At 70.5% G+C, this 17386-nt stretch carries 23 protein-coding genes and 1 pseudogene; 16 read left to right on the top strand and 8 right to left on the bottom strand.

Going from position 1 to position 17386, the window contains the following annotated elements; translation table 11 throughout:
• Window positions 1-21: 21 nt before the first annotated feature.
• Together AB0I77_RS35900 and AB0I77_RS35895 are read left to right on the top strand one after the other, a co-directional pair.
• Complete coding sequence (locus AB0I77_RS35900) at window positions 22-150, top strand: hypothetical protein (protein ID WP_363286970.1); 129 nt, start codon at window positions 22-24, stop codon at window positions 148-150.
• A 145-nt stretch (window positions 151-295) separates the two neighbouring features.
• The gene (locus AB0I77_RS35895) at window positions 296-520 is read left to right on the top strand and encodes a hypothetical protein (protein ID WP_363286969.1); all 225 of its coding nucleotides are present in this window, start codon (window positions 296-298) and stop codon (window positions 518-520) included.
• Here AB0I77_RS35895 and istB read toward each other — a convergent pair.
• Window positions 498-1775 (bottom strand): IS21-like element helper ATPase IstB, encoded by a 1278-nt coding sequence (gene istB, locus AB0I77_RS35890; RefSeq protein WP_363286968.1) that lies wholly within the window; start codon window positions 1773-1775, stop codon window positions 498-500. The two genes, AB0I77_RS35895 and istB, sit on opposite strands and share 23 nt — an antisense overlap.
• Window positions 1776-1932: 157 nt before the next feature.
• Here istB and AB0I77_RS35885 point away from each other — a divergent pair, with 157 nt between their 5' ends.
• Window positions 1933-3576 (top strand): DNA repair helicase XPB, encoded by a 1644-nt coding sequence (locus AB0I77_RS35885; protein WP_363286967.1) that lies wholly within the window; start codon window positions 1933-1935, stop codon window positions 3574-3576.
• A 51-nt stretch (window positions 3577-3627) separates the two neighbouring features.
• On the opposite strand, the gene AB0I77_RS35880 is transcribed toward AB0I77_RS35885, so the two are convergent.
• A complete protein-coding gene (locus tag AB0I77_RS35880) occupies window positions 3628-3768 on the bottom strand; it encodes a hypothetical protein (RefSeq protein WP_363286966.1) in 141 nt (46 codons plus the stop codon).
• A gap of 363 nt (window positions 3769-4131) precedes the next feature.
• Here AB0I77_RS35880 and AB0I77_RS35875 point away from each other — a divergent pair, with 363 nt between their 5' ends.
• Window positions 4132-6204, top strand: a complete 2073-nt coding sequence (locus AB0I77_RS35875; protein ID WP_363286965.1) for a UvrD-helicase domain-containing protein — start codon at window positions 4132-4134, stop codon at window positions 6202-6204.
• On the opposite strand, the gene AB0I77_RS35870 is transcribed toward AB0I77_RS35875, so the two are convergent.
• Window positions 6201-6902: a copper homeostasis protein CutC gene (locus AB0I77_RS35870; RefSeq protein ID WP_363286964.1), complete on the bottom strand. Its 702-nt coding sequence runs from the start codon at window positions 6900-6902 to the stop codon at window positions 6201-6203. The genes AB0I77_RS35875 and AB0I77_RS35870 overlap by 4 nt on opposite strands.
• 103 nt (window positions 6903-7005) lie before the next feature.
• Window positions 7006-7674: a maleylpyruvate isomerase family mycothiol-dependent enzyme gene (locus AB0I77_RS35865; protein ID WP_363286963.1), complete on the bottom strand. Its 669-nt coding sequence runs from the start codon at window positions 7672-7674 to the stop codon at window positions 7006-7008.
• Between the two features lie 62 nt (window positions 7675-7736).
• On the opposite strand from AB0I77_RS35865, the gene AB0I77_RS35860 reads away from it, so the two are divergent.
• On the top strand, window positions 7737-8402 hold the full coding sequence (locus AB0I77_RS35860) for a hypothetical protein (protein WP_363286962.1): 666 nt from the start codon (window positions 7737-7739) through the stop codon (window positions 8400-8402).
• An 86-nt stretch (window positions 8403-8488) separates the two neighbouring features.
• Window positions 8489-8971 (top strand): annotated as a pseudogene (locus AB0I77_RS35855) (GNAT family N-acetyltransferase); the annotation flags it as partial.
• On the opposite strand, the gene AB0I77_RS35850 reads toward AB0I77_RS35855, so the two are convergent.
• Both AB0I77_RS35850 and AB0I77_RS35845 read right to left on the bottom strand, forming a co-directional pair.
• Window positions 8953-9231, bottom strand: coding sequence for a DUF4031 domain-containing protein (locus AB0I77_RS35850; protein WP_363286961.1), 279 nt, complete (start codon window positions 9229-9231; stop codon window positions 8953-8955). The pseudogene AB0I77_RS35855 and the gene AB0I77_RS35850 overlap by 19 nt on opposite strands.
• Entirely contained in the window at window positions 9228-9611 is a 384-nt protein-coding gene (locus AB0I77_RS35845; protein WP_363286960.1) for a hypothetical protein, read from the bottom strand. Before AB0I77_RS35845 ends, AB0I77_RS35850 begins: the two co-directional genes overlap by 4 nt.
• 55 nt (window positions 9612-9666) lie before the next feature.
• Here AB0I77_RS35845 and AB0I77_RS35840 point away from each other — a divergent pair, with 55 nt between their 5' ends.
• Window positions 9667-10554 (top strand): MurR/RpiR family transcriptional regulator, encoded by an 888-nt coding sequence (locus AB0I77_RS35840; RefSeq protein WP_363286959.1) that lies wholly within the window; start codon window positions 9667-9669, stop codon window positions 10552-10554.
• Between the two features lie 54 nt (window positions 10555-10608).
• Complete coding sequence (murQ, locus tag AB0I77_RS35835; protein WP_363286957.1) at window positions 10609-11544, top strand: N-acetylmuramic acid 6-phosphate etherase; 936 nt, start codon at window positions 10609-10611, stop codon at window positions 11542-11544.
• Window positions 11545-11661: 117 nt separating this feature from the next.
• Here the strand turns inward: murQ and AB0I77_RS35830 are convergent, their stop codons facing one another.
• Window positions 11662-11793 (bottom strand): hypothetical protein, encoded by a 132-nt coding sequence (locus AB0I77_RS35830; protein WP_363286956.1) that lies wholly within the window; start codon window positions 11791-11793, stop codon window positions 11662-11664.
• Between the two features lie 343 nt (window positions 11794-12136).
• On the opposite strand from AB0I77_RS35830, the gene AB0I77_RS35825 reads away from it, so the two are divergent.
• Complete coding sequence (locus tag AB0I77_RS35825) at window positions 12137-12895, top strand: DUF2382 domain-containing protein (RefSeq protein ID WP_363286955.1); 759 nt, start codon at window positions 12137-12139, stop codon at window positions 12893-12895.
• Between the two features lie 23 nt (window positions 12896-12918).
• On the opposite strand, the gene AB0I77_RS35820 is transcribed toward AB0I77_RS35825, so the two are convergent.
• Window positions 12919-13311 (bottom strand): hypothetical protein, encoded by a 393-nt coding sequence (locus AB0I77_RS35820; RefSeq protein WP_363287008.1) that lies wholly within the window; start codon window positions 13309-13311, stop codon window positions 12919-12921.
• A 116-nt stretch (window positions 13312-13427) separates the two neighbouring features.
• Here AB0I77_RS35820 and AB0I77_RS35815 point away from each other — a divergent pair, with 116 nt between their 5' ends.
• The 7 genes from AB0I77_RS35815 to AB0I77_RS35785 all read left to right on the top strand — a co-directional run bounded on the left by AB0I77_RS35815 (window position 13428) and on the right by AB0I77_RS35785 (window position 17364).
• Window positions 13428-14267: a helix-turn-helix transcriptional regulator gene (locus AB0I77_RS35815; RefSeq protein ID WP_363286954.1), complete on the top strand. Its 840-nt coding sequence runs from the start codon at window positions 13428-13430 to the stop codon at window positions 14265-14267.
• Window positions 14251-14463, top strand: coding sequence for a DUF397 domain-containing protein (locus AB0I77_RS35810; RefSeq protein ID WP_363286953.1), 213 nt, complete (start codon window positions 14251-14253; stop codon window positions 14461-14463). The genes AB0I77_RS35815 and AB0I77_RS35810 overlap by 17 nt, the downstream gene beginning before the upstream one ends.
• A gap of 25 nt (window positions 14464-14488) precedes the next feature.
• A complete protein-coding gene (locus AB0I77_RS35805; RefSeq protein WP_363286952.1) occupies window positions 14489-15022 on the top strand; it encodes a DinB family protein in 534 nt (177 codons plus the stop codon).
• 273 nt (window positions 15023-15295) lie between these two features.
• On the top strand, window positions 15296-16111 hold the full coding sequence (locus AB0I77_RS35800; protein WP_363287007.1) for a hypothetical protein: 816 nt from the start codon (window positions 15296-15298) through the stop codon (window positions 16109-16111).
• On the top strand, window positions 16108-16767 hold the full coding sequence (locus AB0I77_RS35795; protein ID WP_363286951.1) for a Uma2 family endonuclease: 660 nt from the start codon (window positions 16108-16110) through the stop codon (window positions 16765-16767). Before AB0I77_RS35800 ends, AB0I77_RS35795 begins: the two co-directional genes overlap by 4 nt.
• Window positions 16768-16840: 73 nt before the next feature.
• The gene (locus AB0I77_RS35790; protein ID WP_158812177.1) at window positions 16841-17116 is read left to right on the top strand and encodes a type II toxin-antitoxin system Phd/YefM family antitoxin; all 276 of its coding nucleotides are present in this window, start codon (window positions 16841-16843) and stop codon (window positions 17114-17116) included.
• The gene (locus tag AB0I77_RS35785) at window positions 17113-17364 is read left to right on the top strand and encodes a type II toxin-antitoxin system RelE/ParE family toxin (protein ID WP_363286950.1); all 252 of its coding nucleotides are present in this window, start codon (window positions 17113-17115) and stop codon (window positions 17362-17364) included. The genes AB0I77_RS35790 and AB0I77_RS35785 overlap by 4 nt, the downstream gene beginning before the upstream one ends.
• The last annotated feature ends 22 nt before the right edge of the window (window positions 17365-17386 follow it).

Genomic DNA, 17386 nt, shown 5'->3' with positions numbered 1-17386 from the left:
CACCAGCAAGGGAGTTCCTCCATGCGTGCTGTCCGTCGTGTCGCCGCCGTCCTGACCGCCACCGCCGTGATGGTCGGTGCCTTCGCCACCCAGGCCGCCGCCGTCGGCATCGACATCGCCGGGTTGGTCATCGAAACCCCGCAGATCTGACGCGCCCGCGTTCATCGGGCTCATAGGGCTCATAGGGCTCATAGGGCTCACAGGGCTCATCGCGCTCGTCCATCGGGCTGGTCCGGCGTTCTTCCGGGCCGGCCCGCCCACCCCCCGTCCGCACGTGAAAGGCCGGCAAGTCCCCATGCGTTCCAAGCGCCCCGCCCCCACCCGCGCCGCCGCCGTCGCCGTCTCCGTCGCCGCACTGTTCTCCGTCGCCGCGCTGCTCGGCGCGCTCGCCCCCGAGGCCTCGGCCGCCCCCGCGCTGCCGCTGCCGCTCCCGGTCGCCGCCCCGGAGTCCCTGATCGGCGAAGGGCTGACCATCGAGGGACCGCTGGTCCAGAACGTCAGTCTGCCCACGCTGAAGTAGTGCGGCGCGTCCGGTAGCTGTCCCCTTCGATCCGCACGATGTCGGCGTGGTGGGCCAGGCGGTCCACCATCGCCGGTGCGGACGGGCCGCCGAAGATCTCGTCCCAGCGGCCGAGCGGGCGGTCACCGGTGACGATCAGCGAGGCCCGCTCATAGCGGTGCGCGACCAGCTGGAAGAAGAGCGCTGAGGTCTCCGCGTCGAAGGGGGTGTAGCCGACCTCGTCGACGACCAGCACCGCGTAGTCGTCGAGCGCGGCCAGTTCGGCGGCGAGCCGGCCGGCGTCCCGTGCCGCGGCCAGCCGGGCGGCCCACTCGGCCGCGGTCGCGAACAGCACCCGGTGGCCGGCCTGGCAGGCGCGCACGCCGAGACCGACGGCCAGATGTGTCTTGCCGGTGCCCGGAGGGCCGATGAACACCACGTTCCGCCGGGCGGCGACGAAGTCCAGCTTGCCGAGCCGGGCCACGGTGTCCCGGTCGAAGGTCCGGGGGTGTCCCTCGTCGTAGTCCTCCAGCAGCTTCCGGGCCGGGAACCCGGCGGCACGGACGCGCTCCTCGGCGCCGGACTCGGCGGCGGGCGGGGGCGCCTGGGCGGGGATCTGGGCGTGGAAGGGGGCGTGGACCGGAGCGGGCTGCGGAGCGGTCGCCGTCGGGGGTTCGGGGTCCGTTCCGTGGCTTCCGTGGCTTCCGAGGTTTCCGTGGCTCCCGTGGCGCTCTTTGTGGGCGGACTCGGCCCGTCCCAGCATCGGCCCCGACATGTACGCGAGGATCGCCGCCGACAGGATGAAGGCCATGTGGATCGTCGTGCCCCACAGCAGGGAGTGGCGCGAGGTGTGCTGGACGTCCACGAACATCTGGAGCAGATGGACGGACGAGATGCTCACGATGGCGGTGGCCAGCTTCACCTTCAGCAGGTTGGGGTTGACGTGCGAGAACCACTCCGGCTGGTCGCGGTGGCCCTGGAGGTCGATGCGGGAGACGAAGGTCTCGTAACCGCCGACGATCACCATGATCAGCAGGTTCGCGATCATGACGACGTCGACCAGCTTGAGCACCGAGAGCATGACGTACGTCTCGGTGGCCCGCCCGGTCACGCAGCGGAGCACTAAGGTCCACAGCTCGTTGAAGAACTTGTAGACGTACACGCCCTGCACGACGACCAGGCCGAAATAGAGTGGAGCCTGGAGCCAACGGGTCGCGAAGAGGGCGTAGCCGAGCGCGGCGGTCGGCGGGGACGGAGGACGAGGGGAAGGCTGCACGATCAGTCATTCTTGGTACGTCACGGCCGTACGGCTCAACCCGTGCCACCCGTAGGACTGAATAGACATCCTGTAGGACAGGACGCGGGCAGGCCGCGACGATCAGGCACACTGGACGTTTGGCCGTGTCCTGTGGCCTACCGAAAGGGTGCAGCGCGTGAATGGTCCCCTCATCGTCCAGTCCGACAAGACCCTGCTCCTGGAAGTCGACCACGAGCAGGCAGGCGAGTGCCGTCGGGCCATCGCGCCGTTCGCGGAGCTGGAGCGGGCGCCGGAACACATCCACACCTACCGCGTGACCCCGCTCGGCCTGTGGAACGCGCGGGCGGCCGGGCACGACGCCGAGCAGGTCGTGGACGCGCTGGTGGAGTTCAGCCGGTACCCGGTGCCGCACGCGCTGCTCGTCGACATCGCCGAGACGATGGACCGGTACGGCCGCCTGACCCTGTCCAAGCACCCGGCGCACGGACTCGTCCTGACGACCACGGACCGGCCGGTGCTGGAGGAGATCCTGCGCTCGAAGCGGGTCGCCCCGCTGGTCGGCAACCGCATCGACCCCGACACCGTCGTCGTGCATCCCTCCGAGCGCGGGCAGATCAAGCAGACGCTGCTGAAGCTGGGCTGGCCGGCCGAGGACCTCGCCGGGTACGTCGACGGCGAGGCGCACGCGATCGAGCTGGCCGAGGAGGGGTGGGCGCTGCGGCCCTACCAGAAGCAGGCGGTGGAGAACTTCTGGCACGGCGGGTCGGGCGTGGTCGTGCTGCCCTGCGGCGCGGGCAAGACACTGGTCGGCGCGGGGGCGATGGCCCAGGCGAAGTCCACGACGCTCATCCTCGTCACCAACACCGTCTCCGCCCGGCAGTGGAAGCACGAGCTGGTGAAGCGGACCTCGCTGACCGAGGAGGAGATCGGCGAGTACAGCGGTACGCGGAAGGAGATCCGTCCGGTCACCATCGCCACGTACCAGGTTCTGACGACGAAGCGGAAGGGTGTCTACGCGCACCTGGAGCTGTTCGACTCCCGGGACTGGGGGCTGATCCTCTACGACGAGGTGCACCTGCTGCCGGCGCCGGTCTTCAAGTTCACGGCGGATCTCCAGGCGCGGCGGCGGCTGGGGCTGACGGCGACGCTGGTGCGGGAGGACGGGCGGGAGTCCGACGTCTTCTCGCTCATCGGGCCCAAGCGGTTCGACGCGCCGTGGAAGGAGATCGAGGCGCAGGGCTATATCGCGCCCGCGGACTGTGTCGAGGTCCGGGTGAACCTCACGGACTCCGAGCGGCTGGCGTACGCCACCGCCGAGACCGAGGAGAAGTACCGCTACTGCGCGACGACCGAGACCAAGCGGAAGGTGACGGAGGCGATCGTCCGCCGTTTCGCCGGGCAGCAGACCCTGGTCATCGGCCAGTACATCGACCAACTCGACGAACTGGGCGAGCACTTGGACGCCCCGGTCATCAAGGGCGAGACCTCCAACGCCCAGCGCGAGAAACTCTTCGAGGCATTCCGGCAGGGCGAGATCAGCGTGCTGGTGGTGTCGAAGGTGGCGAACTTCTCGATCGACCTGCCGGAGGCGACGGTCGCCATCCAGGTGTCGGGCACGTTCGGGTCACGGCAGGAGGAGGCACAGCGCCTCGGACGGGTCCTGCGGCCGAAGGCAGACGGCCACCAGGCTCACTTCTACTCGGTCGTCGCCCGCGACACACTCGACCAGGACTTCGCGGCACACCGCCAGCGGTTCCTCGCCGAGCAGGGGTACGCGTACCGGATCATGGACGCGGACGAGCTGCTGGCGGAGAGCTGACGGCACAGAAGAACTCGGTGACGCTGGGCGGTACTCGGTGATCCTGCGCGGTCACTTGCGGCGGACGCCCGCTTCCTCGCCGTACTCACCGAGGACGAGTACGTCGAAAGCGGCGCCCGCGAACACCTTGATGGCGCGCAGGGCGTCGCTGAAGGGGTGGCGGTGGACTGGGGTGATGGTTGCTGCGCTCATGTATCCATGGTCGCCCGCGGGGCATGCGGACGGCATCGGTCTGCGGGGCGAACCCCCGTGGTCACCGCGTAGTACTTGGGACTGACCGCCCGCCCTCAGGGTGGAGGGGTCTCCCCCGACCCGACCCTTAGGGGTTGGCGGTCCTTCGCTACGGGTTGGCCGTCTTCCGCTCCCGTTCCGCACCGCGGAGGCCAGCCACCGAAAACCCGTTGGCACCGCCACCCCCCGCTCGCCTACAATCTCCGCTCTTGCCCGCCTCCCCACGGAGCGCCGTCGTCCGGACGGAAACCGGTCGGCATCCCTCGCGCCATCCCCGCGCGATCCCCGCGCGATTCACACCGCAGGTCACTCGGAGGCACCCCCTTGTCCACGCCCGTCGACCCCTTGCCCGCGCCCGTCGACGACGACCCGCTCGCCCGCGAACGCGCCCACCTCGCCCGCTCCCGCGCCGCCCTCCGCTCGATGCGCGAGGACGTCGAGTCGCTCGACATCAGCGACGTCACCGCGAACTGGGTCACCGCCGAGGTCCTCTCCGACCAGATCGACAAGCGCATCAAGGCCCTCGCGGACCTCTCCCACACTCCGCTGTTCTTCGGCCGGCTCGACTACCTGCACCGTCCGGGCGCCGAGCAGGCGGAAGGCGCGGAGGGCGAGCGCTTCTACATCGGCCGGCGGCACGTCCACGACCACGACGGCGACCCGATGGTCATCGACTGGCGCGCACCCGTCTCCCAGCCCTTCTACCGGGCCTCCAAGAAGAACCCGCTGGACATCGCGCTGCGCCGCCGCTTCGGCTACACGGGCGGCGACCTCACGGCGTACGAGGACGAGTACCTCTCCGACCCGATGGATCCCTCGGGGGACGCCGTCACCAGCAAACTGCTCCAGCAGGAGATCGAGCGCCCGCGCGTGGGCCCGATGCGCGACATCGTGGCGACCATCCAGCCCGAGCAGGACGAGATCGTACGGTCCGGACTGTCCGGCACGGTCTGCGTCCAGGGAGGTCCCGGCACCGGAAAGACGGCCGTCGGCCTGCACCGCGTCGCCTACCTCCTCTACGCCCATCGCGAGCGGCTCGCCCGCACCGGCACCCTCGTCATCGGACCGAACAGCTCCTTCCTGCACTACATCGAGCAAGTCCTGCCCGCGCTCGGCGAGTTGACGGTCCGGCAGGCCACCGTCGACGACCTGGTCGCGCACGTGGAGGTGCGCGGCACGGACGACGCGGCGGCGGCGATCGTCAAGGGCGACGCGCGGATGGCGGAGGTACTGAGGAGGGCCGTCTACGCGCACGTGACCATGCCGACCGAGCCGGTCGTGGTGGTGCGCGGCTCGCGCCGCTGGCGGGTCCCGGCGTACGAACTCGAAGAGCTCGTACGGGAGTTGCTCGACCGTGACATCCGCTACGGCGCCGCCCGCGAAGCCCTCCCGCAGCGCGTCGCGCACGCCGTGCTGGTGCAGATGGAGCGGTCGGGCGAGGCGCCGGACGACCGGGTGCAGGACGCGGTGGCCCGCAACGCGGCGGTGAAGGCGGCCGTCAAGCAGGTCTGGCCGCCCGTCGACCCGGCGAAACTCGTCCTGCGCCTGCTCACGGACGCGGACTTCCTCGCCGTACACGCGGAGGGGATCCTCACCGAGGACGAGCGGAAGACGATCCTGTGGTCGAAGCCGGTCCGCAGCGTGAAGTCGGCCAAGTGGGCGCCCGCCGACGCGGTGTTGATCGACGAGGCGATCGACATCGTGCAGCGCACGCACTCCCTCGGCCATGTGGTGCTGGACGAGGCCCAGGACCTCTCGCCCATGCAGTACCGGGCCGTCGGCCGCCGCTGCACCACCGGTTCGGCCACCGTCCTCGGCGACCTCGCGCAGGGCACCACCCCGTGGGCGACCCGGAGTTGGGACGAGGCCCTCGCCCACCTCGGCAAGACGGACGGCGTCATCGAGGAACTGACGGCCGGTTTCCGCGTACCGACGGACGTCATCACGTACGCCTCCCGCCTCCTCCCCCACATCGCGCCGGGCCTGACCCCGGTCGCCTCGGTCCGCGAGAACCCGGGGTTCTTCGACGTACGCGCGATCACCGGCGCCGCCGAAGTGGTCGCCGCCTGCGAGGAGTCGCTGGCCAACGAGGGCTCCACCGGCCTGATCGCCGCCGACGCCCGCGTCCCGGCCCTCGCCGAGGCACTCACGGCGGCGGGCATCGGCTACCTGTCTCCCGGCGAGGAGACGACGCTCGAAACCCGCCTGACCCTGGTCCCGGCCTCACTCGCCAAGGGCCTGGAGTACGACTACGTGGTCCTGGACGAGCCCCAGGCGGTGGTCGACGGCGAACCCGACGAGCGCACCGGCCTGCGCCGCCTGTACGTGGCCCTCACCCGAGCGGTCTCGGGCCTGACCGTGACACACGCGGCACCGCTGCCGCCTCAGCTCACCTAGTCCGCCCCGTCCAGCACCCGCCGCCACTCCGCCACCGCCGCCACCGACACCGGCCGCTCCCAGCCCTCCGGCCGGGCGGCTCCGCCGATGTGGAACGCGTCGAGACCGGCGGCCCGGAGTACCGGCACGTGCTCCAGCCGGAGCCCGCCGCCCACCATGATCCGGGGTTCGTACCCGGGCTCCCCGCTCCGCCTGCGCCCCGCCTCGGCGAGCAGGGTGGGGAGACCGTCGTCCACGCCGGACGGCGAGCCGGCCGTGAGGTAGGCGTCGAGCCCGGGCAGGCCGTCCAGCCGCTTGCGCAGTCCGTCCCGGTCGGCGGCGTGGTCGATCGCCCGGTGGAAGGTCCACCGGCACCCGCCCAGCGCGCCGACCACCCGCTCCACCGCGCCCAGGTCGACGCCCCCGTCCGCGTCGAGGAACCCGAGCACGAACTCCTCGGCCCCGGCGGCCCGCAGCTCCCCGGCGACCCGCACCACGCGGTCCACGTCCCCGGCGGCGAACCCGTCCGTCAGCCGCAGCATCACGCGCAGCGAGAGGTCGACGGCGGCCCGGATCCCGGCGAAGGTCGCGACCGGCGGGGTCAGCCCGTCGGCTGCCATGTCGGTGACCACTTCGAGGCGGTCCGCGCCTCCGGCCTGGGCAGCGACCGCGTCCTCGACGCCGAGGGCGATCACCTCCAGGACTGCACGCTTGCTCATGGGACCCCAATTCATCTGGTCGGGCGACTACAGGCACGACAACAGGCACGACTACAGGCACACAGGTCTAGTCCAATTTAGCCTACGCCTGAACCGGCCCCGCTCACCCGAAGATGTTCAGCTCCCGCTCCTCCACCCCCGCCAGCTCGTACGACGCCCCCGCCGTCGGGCGCCCGGCATACAGCCGTACGAGGGTGGCGGCGTCGCCGATGTAGCGCGCCGGAGTCCGCTCACCGTTCCCGGCCCCCAGTCGCAGCGGCTCGTCCAGGTCGTCGAGGTCGGCGTGCAGCGGCACGTGCGCCCACTTCCGGGTGACGTGGGCGAGCAGGCACAGGGCATCCGCCAGCCCCGCTCCCGCATAGGCCCCCGGCTCTGCGAGTGCCTCGCGCACATCCCCGGCGTGCACCCACTCCCCCAGCGCGATAGCGTCCAGCACCCCGCCCGCCTTGGCGATGACCGGTCCCGCCTCGGTCATCCCCCGCTCCAGCTCGTCCACGATCTCCGCGTTCGACCACTGTGCCCGCTCGGCGATGTCCCGGTCGTTCGACTCGGGCGAGAACACCCCGTCCTCGAACCGGCCCTCCACCACCCGCATCAGCGCGGACGAACAGTGCGCGAGCACGTCCCGCACCGTCCAGCCCGGGCACGCGGAGGCCGGCAGGGCGAGGTCCTCGTCGGGCCTGGCCCGGAGCAGCGGTATCAGCGCGTCCCGCTCGGTGATCAGAAGTCGTACGGGCAGCTCGGGGTCCCTTGCTTCGTGTACGTCAGTCATGGCGTCCACGCTAAGGCGCCGGGGAGGCCCGCAGGGGAGGCCGGTCACGGAAGAATGGAGCCATGGCCGATCTCGACGCCCTGCGCACCCGCTTCACCCGCGCCCTGGAAGGAGCCCGAAGCCACGAGGCCGCCGGCCCCGCCCCCGCCGGCCCCGACCCCACCCCGTACGCCGACAACCTCCTGACCCGCTGGCAGGAACCCCAGCGCCGCTATCACACGCTCGCGCACCTCACCGCGGTCCTCGACCACATCGACGTACTCGAACAGCACGCCGCCGACCCGGACGTCGTCCGCCTGGCCGCCTGGTTCCACGACGCGGTCTACCTGCCCGACCGCTCCGAGAACGAGGAGCGCTCGGCCCGCCTCGCCGAACGCGCCCTCCCCGAGGCCGGGGTGCCCGCGGCGAAGACGGCCGAGGTGGCCCGCCTGGTCCGCCTCACCGTCACCCACGACCCGGCCGACGACGACCCCGACGGCCAGGTCCTGTGCGACGCCGACCTCGCGATCCTCGCCGCCCCGCCCTCGGCGTACGCCGCCTACACGGCCGCCGTCCGAGAGGAGTACGGCTTCGTCCCGAACGACGCCTTCCGCATGGGCCGCGCCACCGTCCTGCGCCAACTCCTCGCGCTCCCACGGCTGTTCAGGACGCCGTACGGGGAGAGCAAGTGGGAGGCGACGGCGCGCTACAACCTGAGCTCGGAGCTGGAAATGCTGATGACGTCTTGACCTCGGGCGGAGTAGCGTCACAGGCCCCGAACTCCGGAGTGAGAGTGCCTGAGCCGTCCGATCAAGACCCCCCGATCCGTATCCTCGCCGCCCGCCTCACCCTGGAGGGCGTCACCCCCGAGTCCGCCGCCGACCTGGGCACGGGTGGCGACGGAGGCTTCGACTGGCTGGAGGGCGGGCCCTTCGAGGGCACCCTGGAGGCCGCGGGGTGGATGCTGAAGGCCTACGAGGCCGGGGTGCACCGTCCGGAGTTCGGGCTGTTCGTGCTCGTACGGAAGGAAGACGGCCGCGCGATCGGCGGCATGGGCTTCCACGGGGTGCCGGACGAGGAGGGCAAGGCGGAGATCGGCTACGACCTGGTGGAGAGCGCCCGCGGCAACGGGTACGCGACCGAGGCCCTGCGCGCACTGTCGGCATGGGCGCTGGCCCGGGACGACGTACAGGCTCTGTTCGCGACCATCGAGCGGGACAACGCCCCTTCCCAGGCCGTGATCAGGCGCACCGGATTCACGCAGGTGAGCGATTACGCCGACGAAGAGGGGATCCTCGCCTACGAGCTGCGCGGCTGAGCCCGCCCCTTCCGCCTGCGCAGCCCGGCCCCGTACAGCAGCCGCACCACCTCCCGACTGCTGACCTCCACCGCCCCCGCAGCCACCACATCCGCGTACCGATGCGACGGAATGTCGTAGTGGTCCCGCTCGAAGGCCCGGCGCGGTACGCCCAACCCATCGGCGAACGTGTGCAGTTCGTCGTAGGAGACATCGCTGACCAGGTGGGACCACATGCGGCCGTGGCCCGGCCAGGTCGGCGGGTCGATGTACACCGTCACGAGGCCGGCGTCCCGCCGGCGGTCGACCCCAGCGCCCCCACCGCCGCGACCTTCACCCCCGCCTTGTGGCACACCCAGTGCGGGTCGGGACCCAGTTCCGGCTCGACGTCCAGGGCGTGCGGATCGCCGGAGCCGCACACCGGGCACAGCGGCCAGCGGCCGTAGTGCTCCAGGAGCGCGTCCTGCACGTCCTGCGCGACCAGCCCGACGACGTAGGCCGTACCCTCCGGCCACTGCTCGACCCACCAGCGCCGCTGTACGACGGATTCCTCGACCATGGACACGACATCCGCCGCGGCGACCTCGCCCGCGGCCAGGTCGGCGAGCACGAGGGCGCGTGCCGCGTGCAACGCCTGCTCCAAGGGGCTGATGGGGTCCATGCACCCATTGTGCGCACTCTTGACCCCAACACCGAGCCGAAAATATCTTTCATAGGTGACCCAGGAAGTGAAGGAAATTTTCGGGAACTCCCTCGCCGCCAAGGTACGCACCCTCGCGCCGTCGATGACCCGGTCCATGCAGCGGGTCGCCGAGGCCGTCGCGAAGGACCCGGCCGGCTGCGCGGCCCTCACGGTCACCGGCCTCGCCGAACTCACCGGCACCAGCGAGGCGACCGTCGTCCGCACCGCCCGCCTCCTCGGCTACCCCGGCTACCGCGACCTGCGCCTCGCACTCGCCGGACTCGCCGCCCAGCAGGAGTCCGGCCGCGCCCCCGCCATCACCACCGACATCGCGGTCGACGACCCGATCGCCGACGTCGTCACGAAGCTCGCCCACGACGAACAGCAGACCCTCGCCGACACGGCGGCCGGCCTGGACACCGTGCAGCTCGGCGCGGCCGTGACCGCCCTGGCCGCCGCCCGCCGCACCGACGTCTACGGCGTCGGGGCCAGCGGACTGGTCGCCCAGGACCTCACCCAGAAGCTGCTGCGGATAGGGCTGATAGCCCACGCGCACAGCGATCCGCACCTCGCCGTCACGAACGCCGTGCAGCTGCGGGCCGGGGATGTCGCCCTCGCGATCACCCACTCCGGCTCGACCGGCGACGTCATCGAGCCGCTCCGCGTCGCCTTCGAGCACGGGGCGACGACGGTGGCGATCACCGGCCGGCCCGACGGACCCGTCACGCAGTACGCCGATCACGTGCTGACGACGTCCACCGCCCGGGAGAGTGAACTCCGGCCGGCCGCGATGTCGTCGCGCACCAGTCAGCTGCTGGTGGTGGACTGTCTGTTCATCGGCGTCGCCCAGCGGACGTACGAGACGGCGGCACCGGCCCTGTCGGCGTCGTACGAGGCGCTGGCGCACCGGCACCGCCGGTAGACCGTGGGCCCGGGCATATGGCAGGCCCGACCGTTCCGACCGAAGTGGAAAAGCATGACCTCGACGTCCAACCCCCGTGACCTCCGCGCCGAGTTGGAAACCCTCACCACCGAGGCCTTCCGGCCCGAGCTCGCCGACATCGACCGGCTGCCCACCCTCGACATCGCCCGCCTCATGAACACCGAGGACGTCTCCGTGCCGGACGCGGTCGCACGGCGGCTGCCCGAGATCGCCGCCGCCATCGACGCCGTCGCGGAACGCATGGCGCGCGGCGGCCGGCTGATCTACGCGGGCGCGGGCACCGCCGGACGGCTCGGCGTCCTCGACGCCTCCGAGTGCCCGCCCACCTTCAACACCGACCCGGAGCAGGTCGTGGGGCTCATCGCGGGCGGCCCCGAGGCCATGGTCACCTCGGTCGAGGGCGCCGAGGACTCCGCGCGGCTGGCCCGCGCCGACCTCGACGCACTCGGCCTGATCTCCGCCGACACGGTGGTCGGCATCTCCGCCTCCGGCCGCACCCCGTACGCCATCGGAGCCGTCGAACACGCCCGCACCACAGGCGCGTTGACCATCGGCCTGGCCTGCAACGCGGACAGCGCGCTCGCGACGGCCGCCGAGCACGGCATCGAGATCGTCGTCGGCCCCGAACTGCTCACCGGCTCCACCCGCCTCAAAGCCGGCACGGCCCAGAAGCTGGTCCTCAACATGCTCTCGACGATCACGATGATCCGCCTCGGCAAGACGTACGGGAACCTGATGGTCGACGTACGCGCCTCCAACGACAAGCTCCGTGCCCGCTCCCGCCGCATCGTCGCCCTCGCCACCGGTGCGGCGGACGACGAGATCGAACGGGCCCTGGCCGCCACCGACGGCGAGGTGAAGAACGCCATCCTGACGATCCTCGCCGACGTCGACGGCCCGACGGCGGCCCGCCTCCTGGAGGACTCGGACGGACATCTGCGAGCGGCGCTGGCGGCGGCGCTGAGCTGACCTGTCTGGCCAGAGGGCACCGGAACCAGTACGTGAGAAGGCCGGTCAGGGCATGCACGGGCGCGGGCCAATCGCATGCCGCTGCTCGCCGCCGCCGGTGCGACACGTGACCGCCCGTCAGAGCAGCCGCCGCAGCAGATGCGGTGCGGCTCGCACCAGGGGAACCGCGGCCAGCCCGATCGCGCCGCCGGCGGCCACGCCGTCGCCATGGCCGCCACCCCAACGGCGGCGGCCGTGCGGCCGCGCCACCCGCCGAGGACGGCCATCACCCCGGCCGACGCCCACCACAGCTTGGTGTGCTCGGCCGCTTCCTCCACCGCGTGCGCGACGTCCCGCACCCACGGCGGACCCCACGCGATCGCCCGCCTGGCCAGCCGACGATCGCCGGCGCGCAGGCCCGCCATTACTCCCATGATCAGCGCGACGTGTCCGCCGTGCCTTCCGTGACGCTTCAGTGTCCGTACCATCCTGGGCCGGGTATCCGGCCGGGCACCGCCTACACCGGCATTTACGACACATTGGGACAATCAGTGCGTTTTGCGCTGTTTCGCGAGGTTAGTCGGGTTGGGAGGTGAGCAGAAAGGAGATCACGATGATCACCCGAGAGCAGATCCCGACGGTGCTGGACCACCCGGTCTACGACACCGACGACAACAAGATCGGCGACGCCAGGCACGTCTTCCTCGACGACGTCACCGGCCGGCCCGAATGGGTCAGCGTCAAGACCGGCCTGTTCGGCACCAGCGAGTCGTTCGTGCCGATCACCAACGCCAGTATGGTCGAAGACCATCTCAAGGTCCCCTATCCCAAGGACAAGGTGAAGGACGCCCCCAACGTCGACGTCGACGCCGGCGGGCACCTGTCCGAACAGGAGGAGCACCGCCTGTACGAGCACTACGGCGTCGACTGGGACGCCGCCTGGCAGCAGGCCACCCGGCCCGGCGCCGACCGCGAGGCAGGCACCGCGGATGACGCGATGACCCGCTCCGAGGAACAGATGCACGTCGGCATCGAACGCCAGGAGACCGGCCGGGCCCGCCTGCGCAAGTACGTCGTCACCGAAGAGGTCCAGCAGACCGTCCCCGTACGGCACGAGGAAGTCCGCGTCGAACGCGAACCGATCACGGACGCCAACCGCGACGCCGCCACGGCCGGGCCGGACATCAGCGAAGCCGAGCACGAAGTGACCCTGCACGCCGAGCGCCCCGTGACGCGGACCGAGGCCGAGCCCGTCGAGCGAGTCCGGCTCACCACCGACGAGCGAACCGAGCAGGAGACCGTCACCGGCAAGGTCCGCAAGGAGAAGATCGAGGCCGACGTTCCCGATGAGGACGACAAGCGTCAGCGGTGAACAGCGATTCCGGGGGGCGGTGCTCAACAGGGCAATCGCCCCTCCTCGTTGAGCCGCTGCACCCGCGCCCGCAGCACCTCCGCCGGCTCAGCGGGCCCGGTCGACTCCGGCGGACAGTCCCACTCCCGCCCTCCGCCGACCGGCCGCAGCTGCACCTTGCCACCCACGTGCCCCATCACCTCCCCCACCCGCCCGTCCCGTACGTCGACGACCTGGGCCCCGACCGCCGGCCGCTCCCCGCGCAGCACCGACGCCAGACGCTCGGCCGTCCGTACGTTGCAACGCCCCAACTGGACCAGCGCGAACGGCTCGTCGCTCGCCCCGGTCACGGGGTCCACGCCCAGCGACGGGAGCGCGACACTCACGCCCACGAGGGCCTCCCGCAGGGACGCGACGATTTCTTCGGTCGACCGCACGGTCATCTACCTGCCTCCACGCTGAGTTGATGGTTCGCGACACAGAGTGGCGGTAGCGCCTCTAACCTGGCTATACGGAGCGACCCAACATCCCAATCGTCGGACCGGGAGCGGCCATGGCAGGACCGAAAGATCTGGACCCCTCTTCGTCACCGCGCGCACTGCTGGGCGCGGAACTCCGCCACTGCAGAGAAAAGGCCGGGCTGAGCCAGGACGAGCTGGGGGCGCGGCTGTTCGTGAGCGGGTCGTTCATCGGCCAGTTGGAGGCGGCGACGCGGCGGCTGTTGCCGGAGTACGCGCGGTTGCTGGACGAGGCGCTGGGTACGGGGGACTTCTTCCTGCGGAACTGTGGGGCTTCGGCCAAATCCCGCTATCCCGAGCACTTTGCCGAGGCGGCGGAGGCGGAGACGCTGGCCACAGCGATCCGGCAGTACGCGCCGATGCTGATCCCTGGGCTACTCCAGACAGCCGCGTACGCGCGGGCCGTGAACCGCGCATTCGCCCCGACGGCACCGGAGGAGACCATCGACGAGTGGGTGGACGGCCGGATGGAGCGGACCCGTCTACTCGATGATCCAACAAAGCCCATGTTGTGGGTGGTACTTGACGAGGCGGTGTTGCGCCGGGAGACCGGGGGCCGAGCGGTGATGGCGGAGGCCCTGCACCACGTCGCGGACCTGGCCCGCCGGAGCCGCGTCATCGTGCAGGTACTGCCGTTCAGCGCGGGGGCGCACAAGTCGATGGAGGGCTCGCTGAGGCTGATGGACTTCGAAGACGCCCCTCCGCTGGTCTACTTCGAGGGGCCAGGCACCGGACGACTGGAGGACGACCCGGCCACCGTGGCCCAGTTGAGGCTCACCTTCGAACTCCTCGCGGCCTCCGCACTCTCGCCGGAGAAGTCCCTGGCCCTGATCGAGGCGTTGGCGCAGGATTACGCCCATGAGGAACTTCCCTGAGTACGACCTGAGCACGGCCATCTGGCGCAAGTCGACGTACAGCGGCGGCGGCGGCAACGAGTGCCTCGAAGTAGCCGACGGCCACCCCGCCCTCGTCCCCGTCCGCGACTCCAAGAACCCCCACGGCCCGAAGCTCGTGTTCCGGGCGGATTCATGGTCGGCGTTCGTCGAGGCGTTGATCGAGGTCAGAATCTGACCTATACGGCTCCTAGCGTGAGCCCATGACCGACACCACACACGCCATCACCACCGACGAGCGCACCGACCTGCTGGAAGCGCTGGCCCACAGCCGGCACTTCCTGCGCTTCACGACCCGCGATCTCACCGACGAGCAGGCCGGGCAGCGGACCACGGCCAGTGAGCTGTGCCTGGGCGGCCTGATCAAACACGTCACGTCGGTGGAGCGGGGCTGGGCGGACTTCATCCTCGACGGCCCGTCGGCCATGCCCGACTTCACCGCCATGACCGAGGCCGACTTCGCCCGGCGGGCCGACGAGTTCCGGATGCTGCCCGGCGAGACGCTGGCCGGTGTGCTGGCCGATTACGACGAGGCGGCCCGCCGGACCGACGAGCTGGTCGCATCCCTGTCCGACCTGAACGTCACCCACCCGCTGCCCGAGGCCCCATGGAACAAGCCCGGGGCTCGATGGTCGGCCCGCAGGGTGCTGCTGCACATCGCCGCCGAGACGGCCCAGCACGCGGGCCACGCCGACATCATCCGCGAGTCCCTGGACGGTGCGAAGAGCATGGGCTGACCGGTCCCGAAGCTCAAGCTTCCAGCTCCGAGCCCTCTTTCTGAGGAATGGGTGGAGGGCCCCAACCCGCCCTCCCACCCCGCGTGTTGACTTGACGCGTTCGGCTTGCCACACAGGGTGACGATCGTCTAGCGTCCCGAATAACGAACAGCCCCCGCCAGATGCGCCAAACATCTGCGGGGGCTTAACCAACGAGATCGATCAGAGGTCGACCCCGTGGCTGACGCCAACATTAGTCCTGCCTTCCTGCCCGCGCACCCCGCCCCCCACCCCATGGCCAAGCCGGGTTACGGCAAACGCTCCGCACCCGACCAAGCCCCCCGCACCGCCCACGACTTCGCCCACCTCCCACCCCGCGAAGCCGCCATCGCCGCGTACCTCGACCGCCTCGACGACGGCGCCGACATCTCCGTAAAGACGCTGGCCAAGGTGCTGACGTACGGCCAATGCGCACTCGGCACCGCCCTCAACCGCCTCCAGCAGGCAGGTCACTTGCGCCGGGGGCGCGAAAAGCTGGCCTCCGCTTCGGGTGGCAACCGATGGATCACCCGATCGTGGTGGTCCCGTACCGCACGCGACGACGACTGGTGGGCGGCCTTCATCCGAGGCGACGTAGCGGAAGAATCCCGGCCGGCACCGCAGACCCGCTCTCGCGCGTACATCCTCCTCGCCGCCCTAGGTCGCGAGACGCCCGCGCTCTCCCTCTCCGCCGCCGACTGCGCGGCCCTCGCTCCCCTGGTCACCGAGTGGTACGCACGGGGCGCCACCGACACGGCCGTACGCCACGCCCTGACCGCCGGCCTCCCCGTCCCGGTGCACAGCCCGTTCGCCTTCCTCCAGAAGCGCCTGACCGCCAAGCTCCCGCCGGAGCCGGAGCCCGCCCCACGCCCACCGCGCCGACTCCTGGAGTGCGCGGAGTGCGGGGTGCCCGGTCGTCCGGAGGCCCTGCCGGGGGGCGTGTGCGCCGGCTGCCGCGACGGACACGCCCCTGCCCATGGCAACGCACCCGTGCCCGCCTCCGCGGTCCACGCCCACGTGGCCAGGATCCGCGCGGCGATCTCCCAACACCGAGACAGGACACTCGTATGACAGAACACCCCCAGCTGTACCTCGAAGATTTCGAGGAGCTGGCCGACGTGGCCCCGGAACACGTGCAGCTCGAATGCGTCGACGGGCAGCTCCGTACGAAGCACCCTCTCAGCGTCGAGGACTTCGAGGAACTGGAGCGTCGGGCTCCGGAGACCGTCCGCCTTGAGTACGTCAACGGAAAACTAGAAGTCAAGGCCATGGCGGACGGCAACCACAGCTGCATTTTCATGTGGCTGCTGCGTCAGTGCCTGCAGCAGCGCCCTGACCTCAACCTCTATCCGGGGTCCGGCATCAAAACCGAGGCCTACCGCAGGGGACGCGCTCGCGTGGACGGAACTCTCGCGCCCAGGCTCCACTTCAAGGGTCACGGCGAGTGGTCGGCTCCGGACGGTCTCCTCATGGCCGTCGAGATCACCTCCCGCGACCCGGCCACCAACGGCCGCGCCCGCGTCGACAAGCCCATCGGCTACGCAGAGGCCGACATCCCCGTCTACCTGCTCATCGACCGCGACAACAGTACGACCATCGTCTACAGCGAGCCGAAAGACGGCCGATACCAGCAGGCGCTCCCCCGATCCTGGGGGGCGACCGTCGAGCTCCCCTTCCCGGTCACCATCGCTCTGAACACCGAAAAGCTGAAGGACTATGCCGACTGACATCAACGCGGATCGACAGAGAAGCGGCCTCATGAACGCACCGCACACACTTGCAGGTATGTACAGTTTTGCCATGGAGACGTATCCGCTCGTAGAAGCCCGCAACCAGCTCGGCCAACTGGTCGGCCGAGTCCGGCACGGTCAGGAGCACATCCTGATCACCGAGTACGGCAAGCCGGCTGCCGCGCTCATCCCGATAAGCGAGCTGGAAGAGCTGCAGCGGCTGCGTGACGAGGCGGACATCGCCGAAGCGCGAGCTCGCGAGTCAACGCCGTCCGGCCCGTCGCTGTCCCACGACGAGTTCATGGCTCAGCTGGAGGCCGAGGACCTGCGAGAGGCCGCTTCGTGACGTACACCGTGGTCTGGGAGCACCACGCCATGAGCGAGTTCCGCCGACTCCGAACCACGGACCCCGTGGGCGCCAAGGCGACTGCTGCGGCGGTACGGGCGCTCGCCGACTATCCCCATCCGGAGGCGGCTGGTGCTCTGGGTACCTCCGGTTACTACCGGTTGCACGTCGGCAGTTGGCGCGTGCTCTACCGTCCAGACGGCGAAACCGTCACCATCCACGTGCTGAAAGTCGGCCGCAGCAACTGATGCAGAACACGCAAGGCCACCG

This window comes from Streptomyces sp. NPDC050619 (genome assembly GCF_040654815.1).
Lineage (GTDB): Bacteria > Actinomycetota > Actinomycetes > Streptomycetales > Streptomycetaceae > Streptomyces.
The sequence above is the reverse complement of the archived record's forward strand: the minus strand, read 5'-3'. Positions and strand labels throughout refer to the sequence as shown.

What these genes read in the sequence shown, in the direction of transcription:
- AB0I77_RS35880 (WP_363286966.1), bottom strand. Translation starts at nt 3,768, where the DNA reads ATGAGCGCAGCAACCATCACCCCAGTCCACCGCCACCCCTTCAGCGAC.
- AB0I77_RS35800 (WP_363287007.1), top strand. Translation starts at nt 15,296, where the DNA reads ATGGCCAAGCCGGGTTACGGCAAACGCTCCGCACCCGACCAAGCCCCC.
- AB0I77_RS35790 (WP_158812177.1), top strand. Translation starts at nt 16,841, where the DNA reads ATGGAGACGTATCCGCTCGTAGAAGCCCGCAACCAGCTCGGCCAACTG.
- murQ (WP_363286957.1), top strand. Translation starts at nt 10,609, where the DNA reads ATGACCTCGACGTCCAACCCCCGTGACCTCCGCGCCGAGTTGGAAACC.
- AB0I77_RS35845 (WP_363286960.1), bottom strand. Translation starts at nt 9,611, where the DNA reads ATGGACCCCATCAGCCCCTTGGAGCAGGCGTTGCACGCGGCACGCGCC.
- AB0I77_RS35815 (WP_363286954.1), top strand. Translation starts at nt 13,428, where the DNA reads ATGGCAGGACCGAAAGATCTGGACCCCTCTTCGTCACCGCGCGCACTG.
- AB0I77_RS35865 (WP_363286963.1), bottom strand. Translation starts at nt 7,674, where the DNA reads ATGACTGACGTACACGAAGCAAGGGACCCCGAGCTGCCCGTACGACTT.
- AB0I77_RS35900 (WP_363286970.1), top strand. Translation starts at nt 22, where the DNA reads ATGCGTGCTGTCCGTCGTGTCGCCGCCGTCCTGACCGCCACCGCCGTG.
- AB0I77_RS35895 (WP_363286969.1), top strand. Translation starts at nt 296, where the DNA reads ATGCGTTCCAAGCGCCCCGCCCCCACCCGCGCCGCCGCCGTCGCCGTC.
- AB0I77_RS35810 (WP_363286953.1), top strand. Translation starts at nt 14,251, where the DNA reads ATGAGGAACTTCCCTGAGTACGACCTGAGCACGGCCATCTGGCGCAAG.
- AB0I77_RS35805 (WP_363286952.1), top strand. Translation starts at nt 14,489, where the DNA reads ATGACCGACACCACACACGCCATCACCACCGACGAGCGCACCGACCTG.
- AB0I77_RS35860 (WP_363286962.1), top strand. Translation starts at nt 7,737, where the DNA reads ATGGCCGATCTCGACGCCCTGCGCACCCGCTTCACCCGCGCCCTGGAA.
- AB0I77_RS35870 (WP_363286964.1), bottom strand. Translation starts at nt 6,902, where the DNA reads ATGAGCAAGCGTGCAGTCCTGGAGGTGATCGCCCTCGGCGTCGAGGAC.
- AB0I77_RS35795 (WP_363286951.1), top strand. Translation starts at nt 16,108, where the DNA reads ATGACAGAACACCCCCAGCTGTACCTCGAAGATTTCGAGGAGCTGGCC.
- AB0I77_RS35825 (WP_363286955.1), top strand. Translation starts at nt 12,137, where the DNA reads ATGATCACCCGAGAGCAGATCCCGACGGTGCTGGACCACCCGGTCTAC.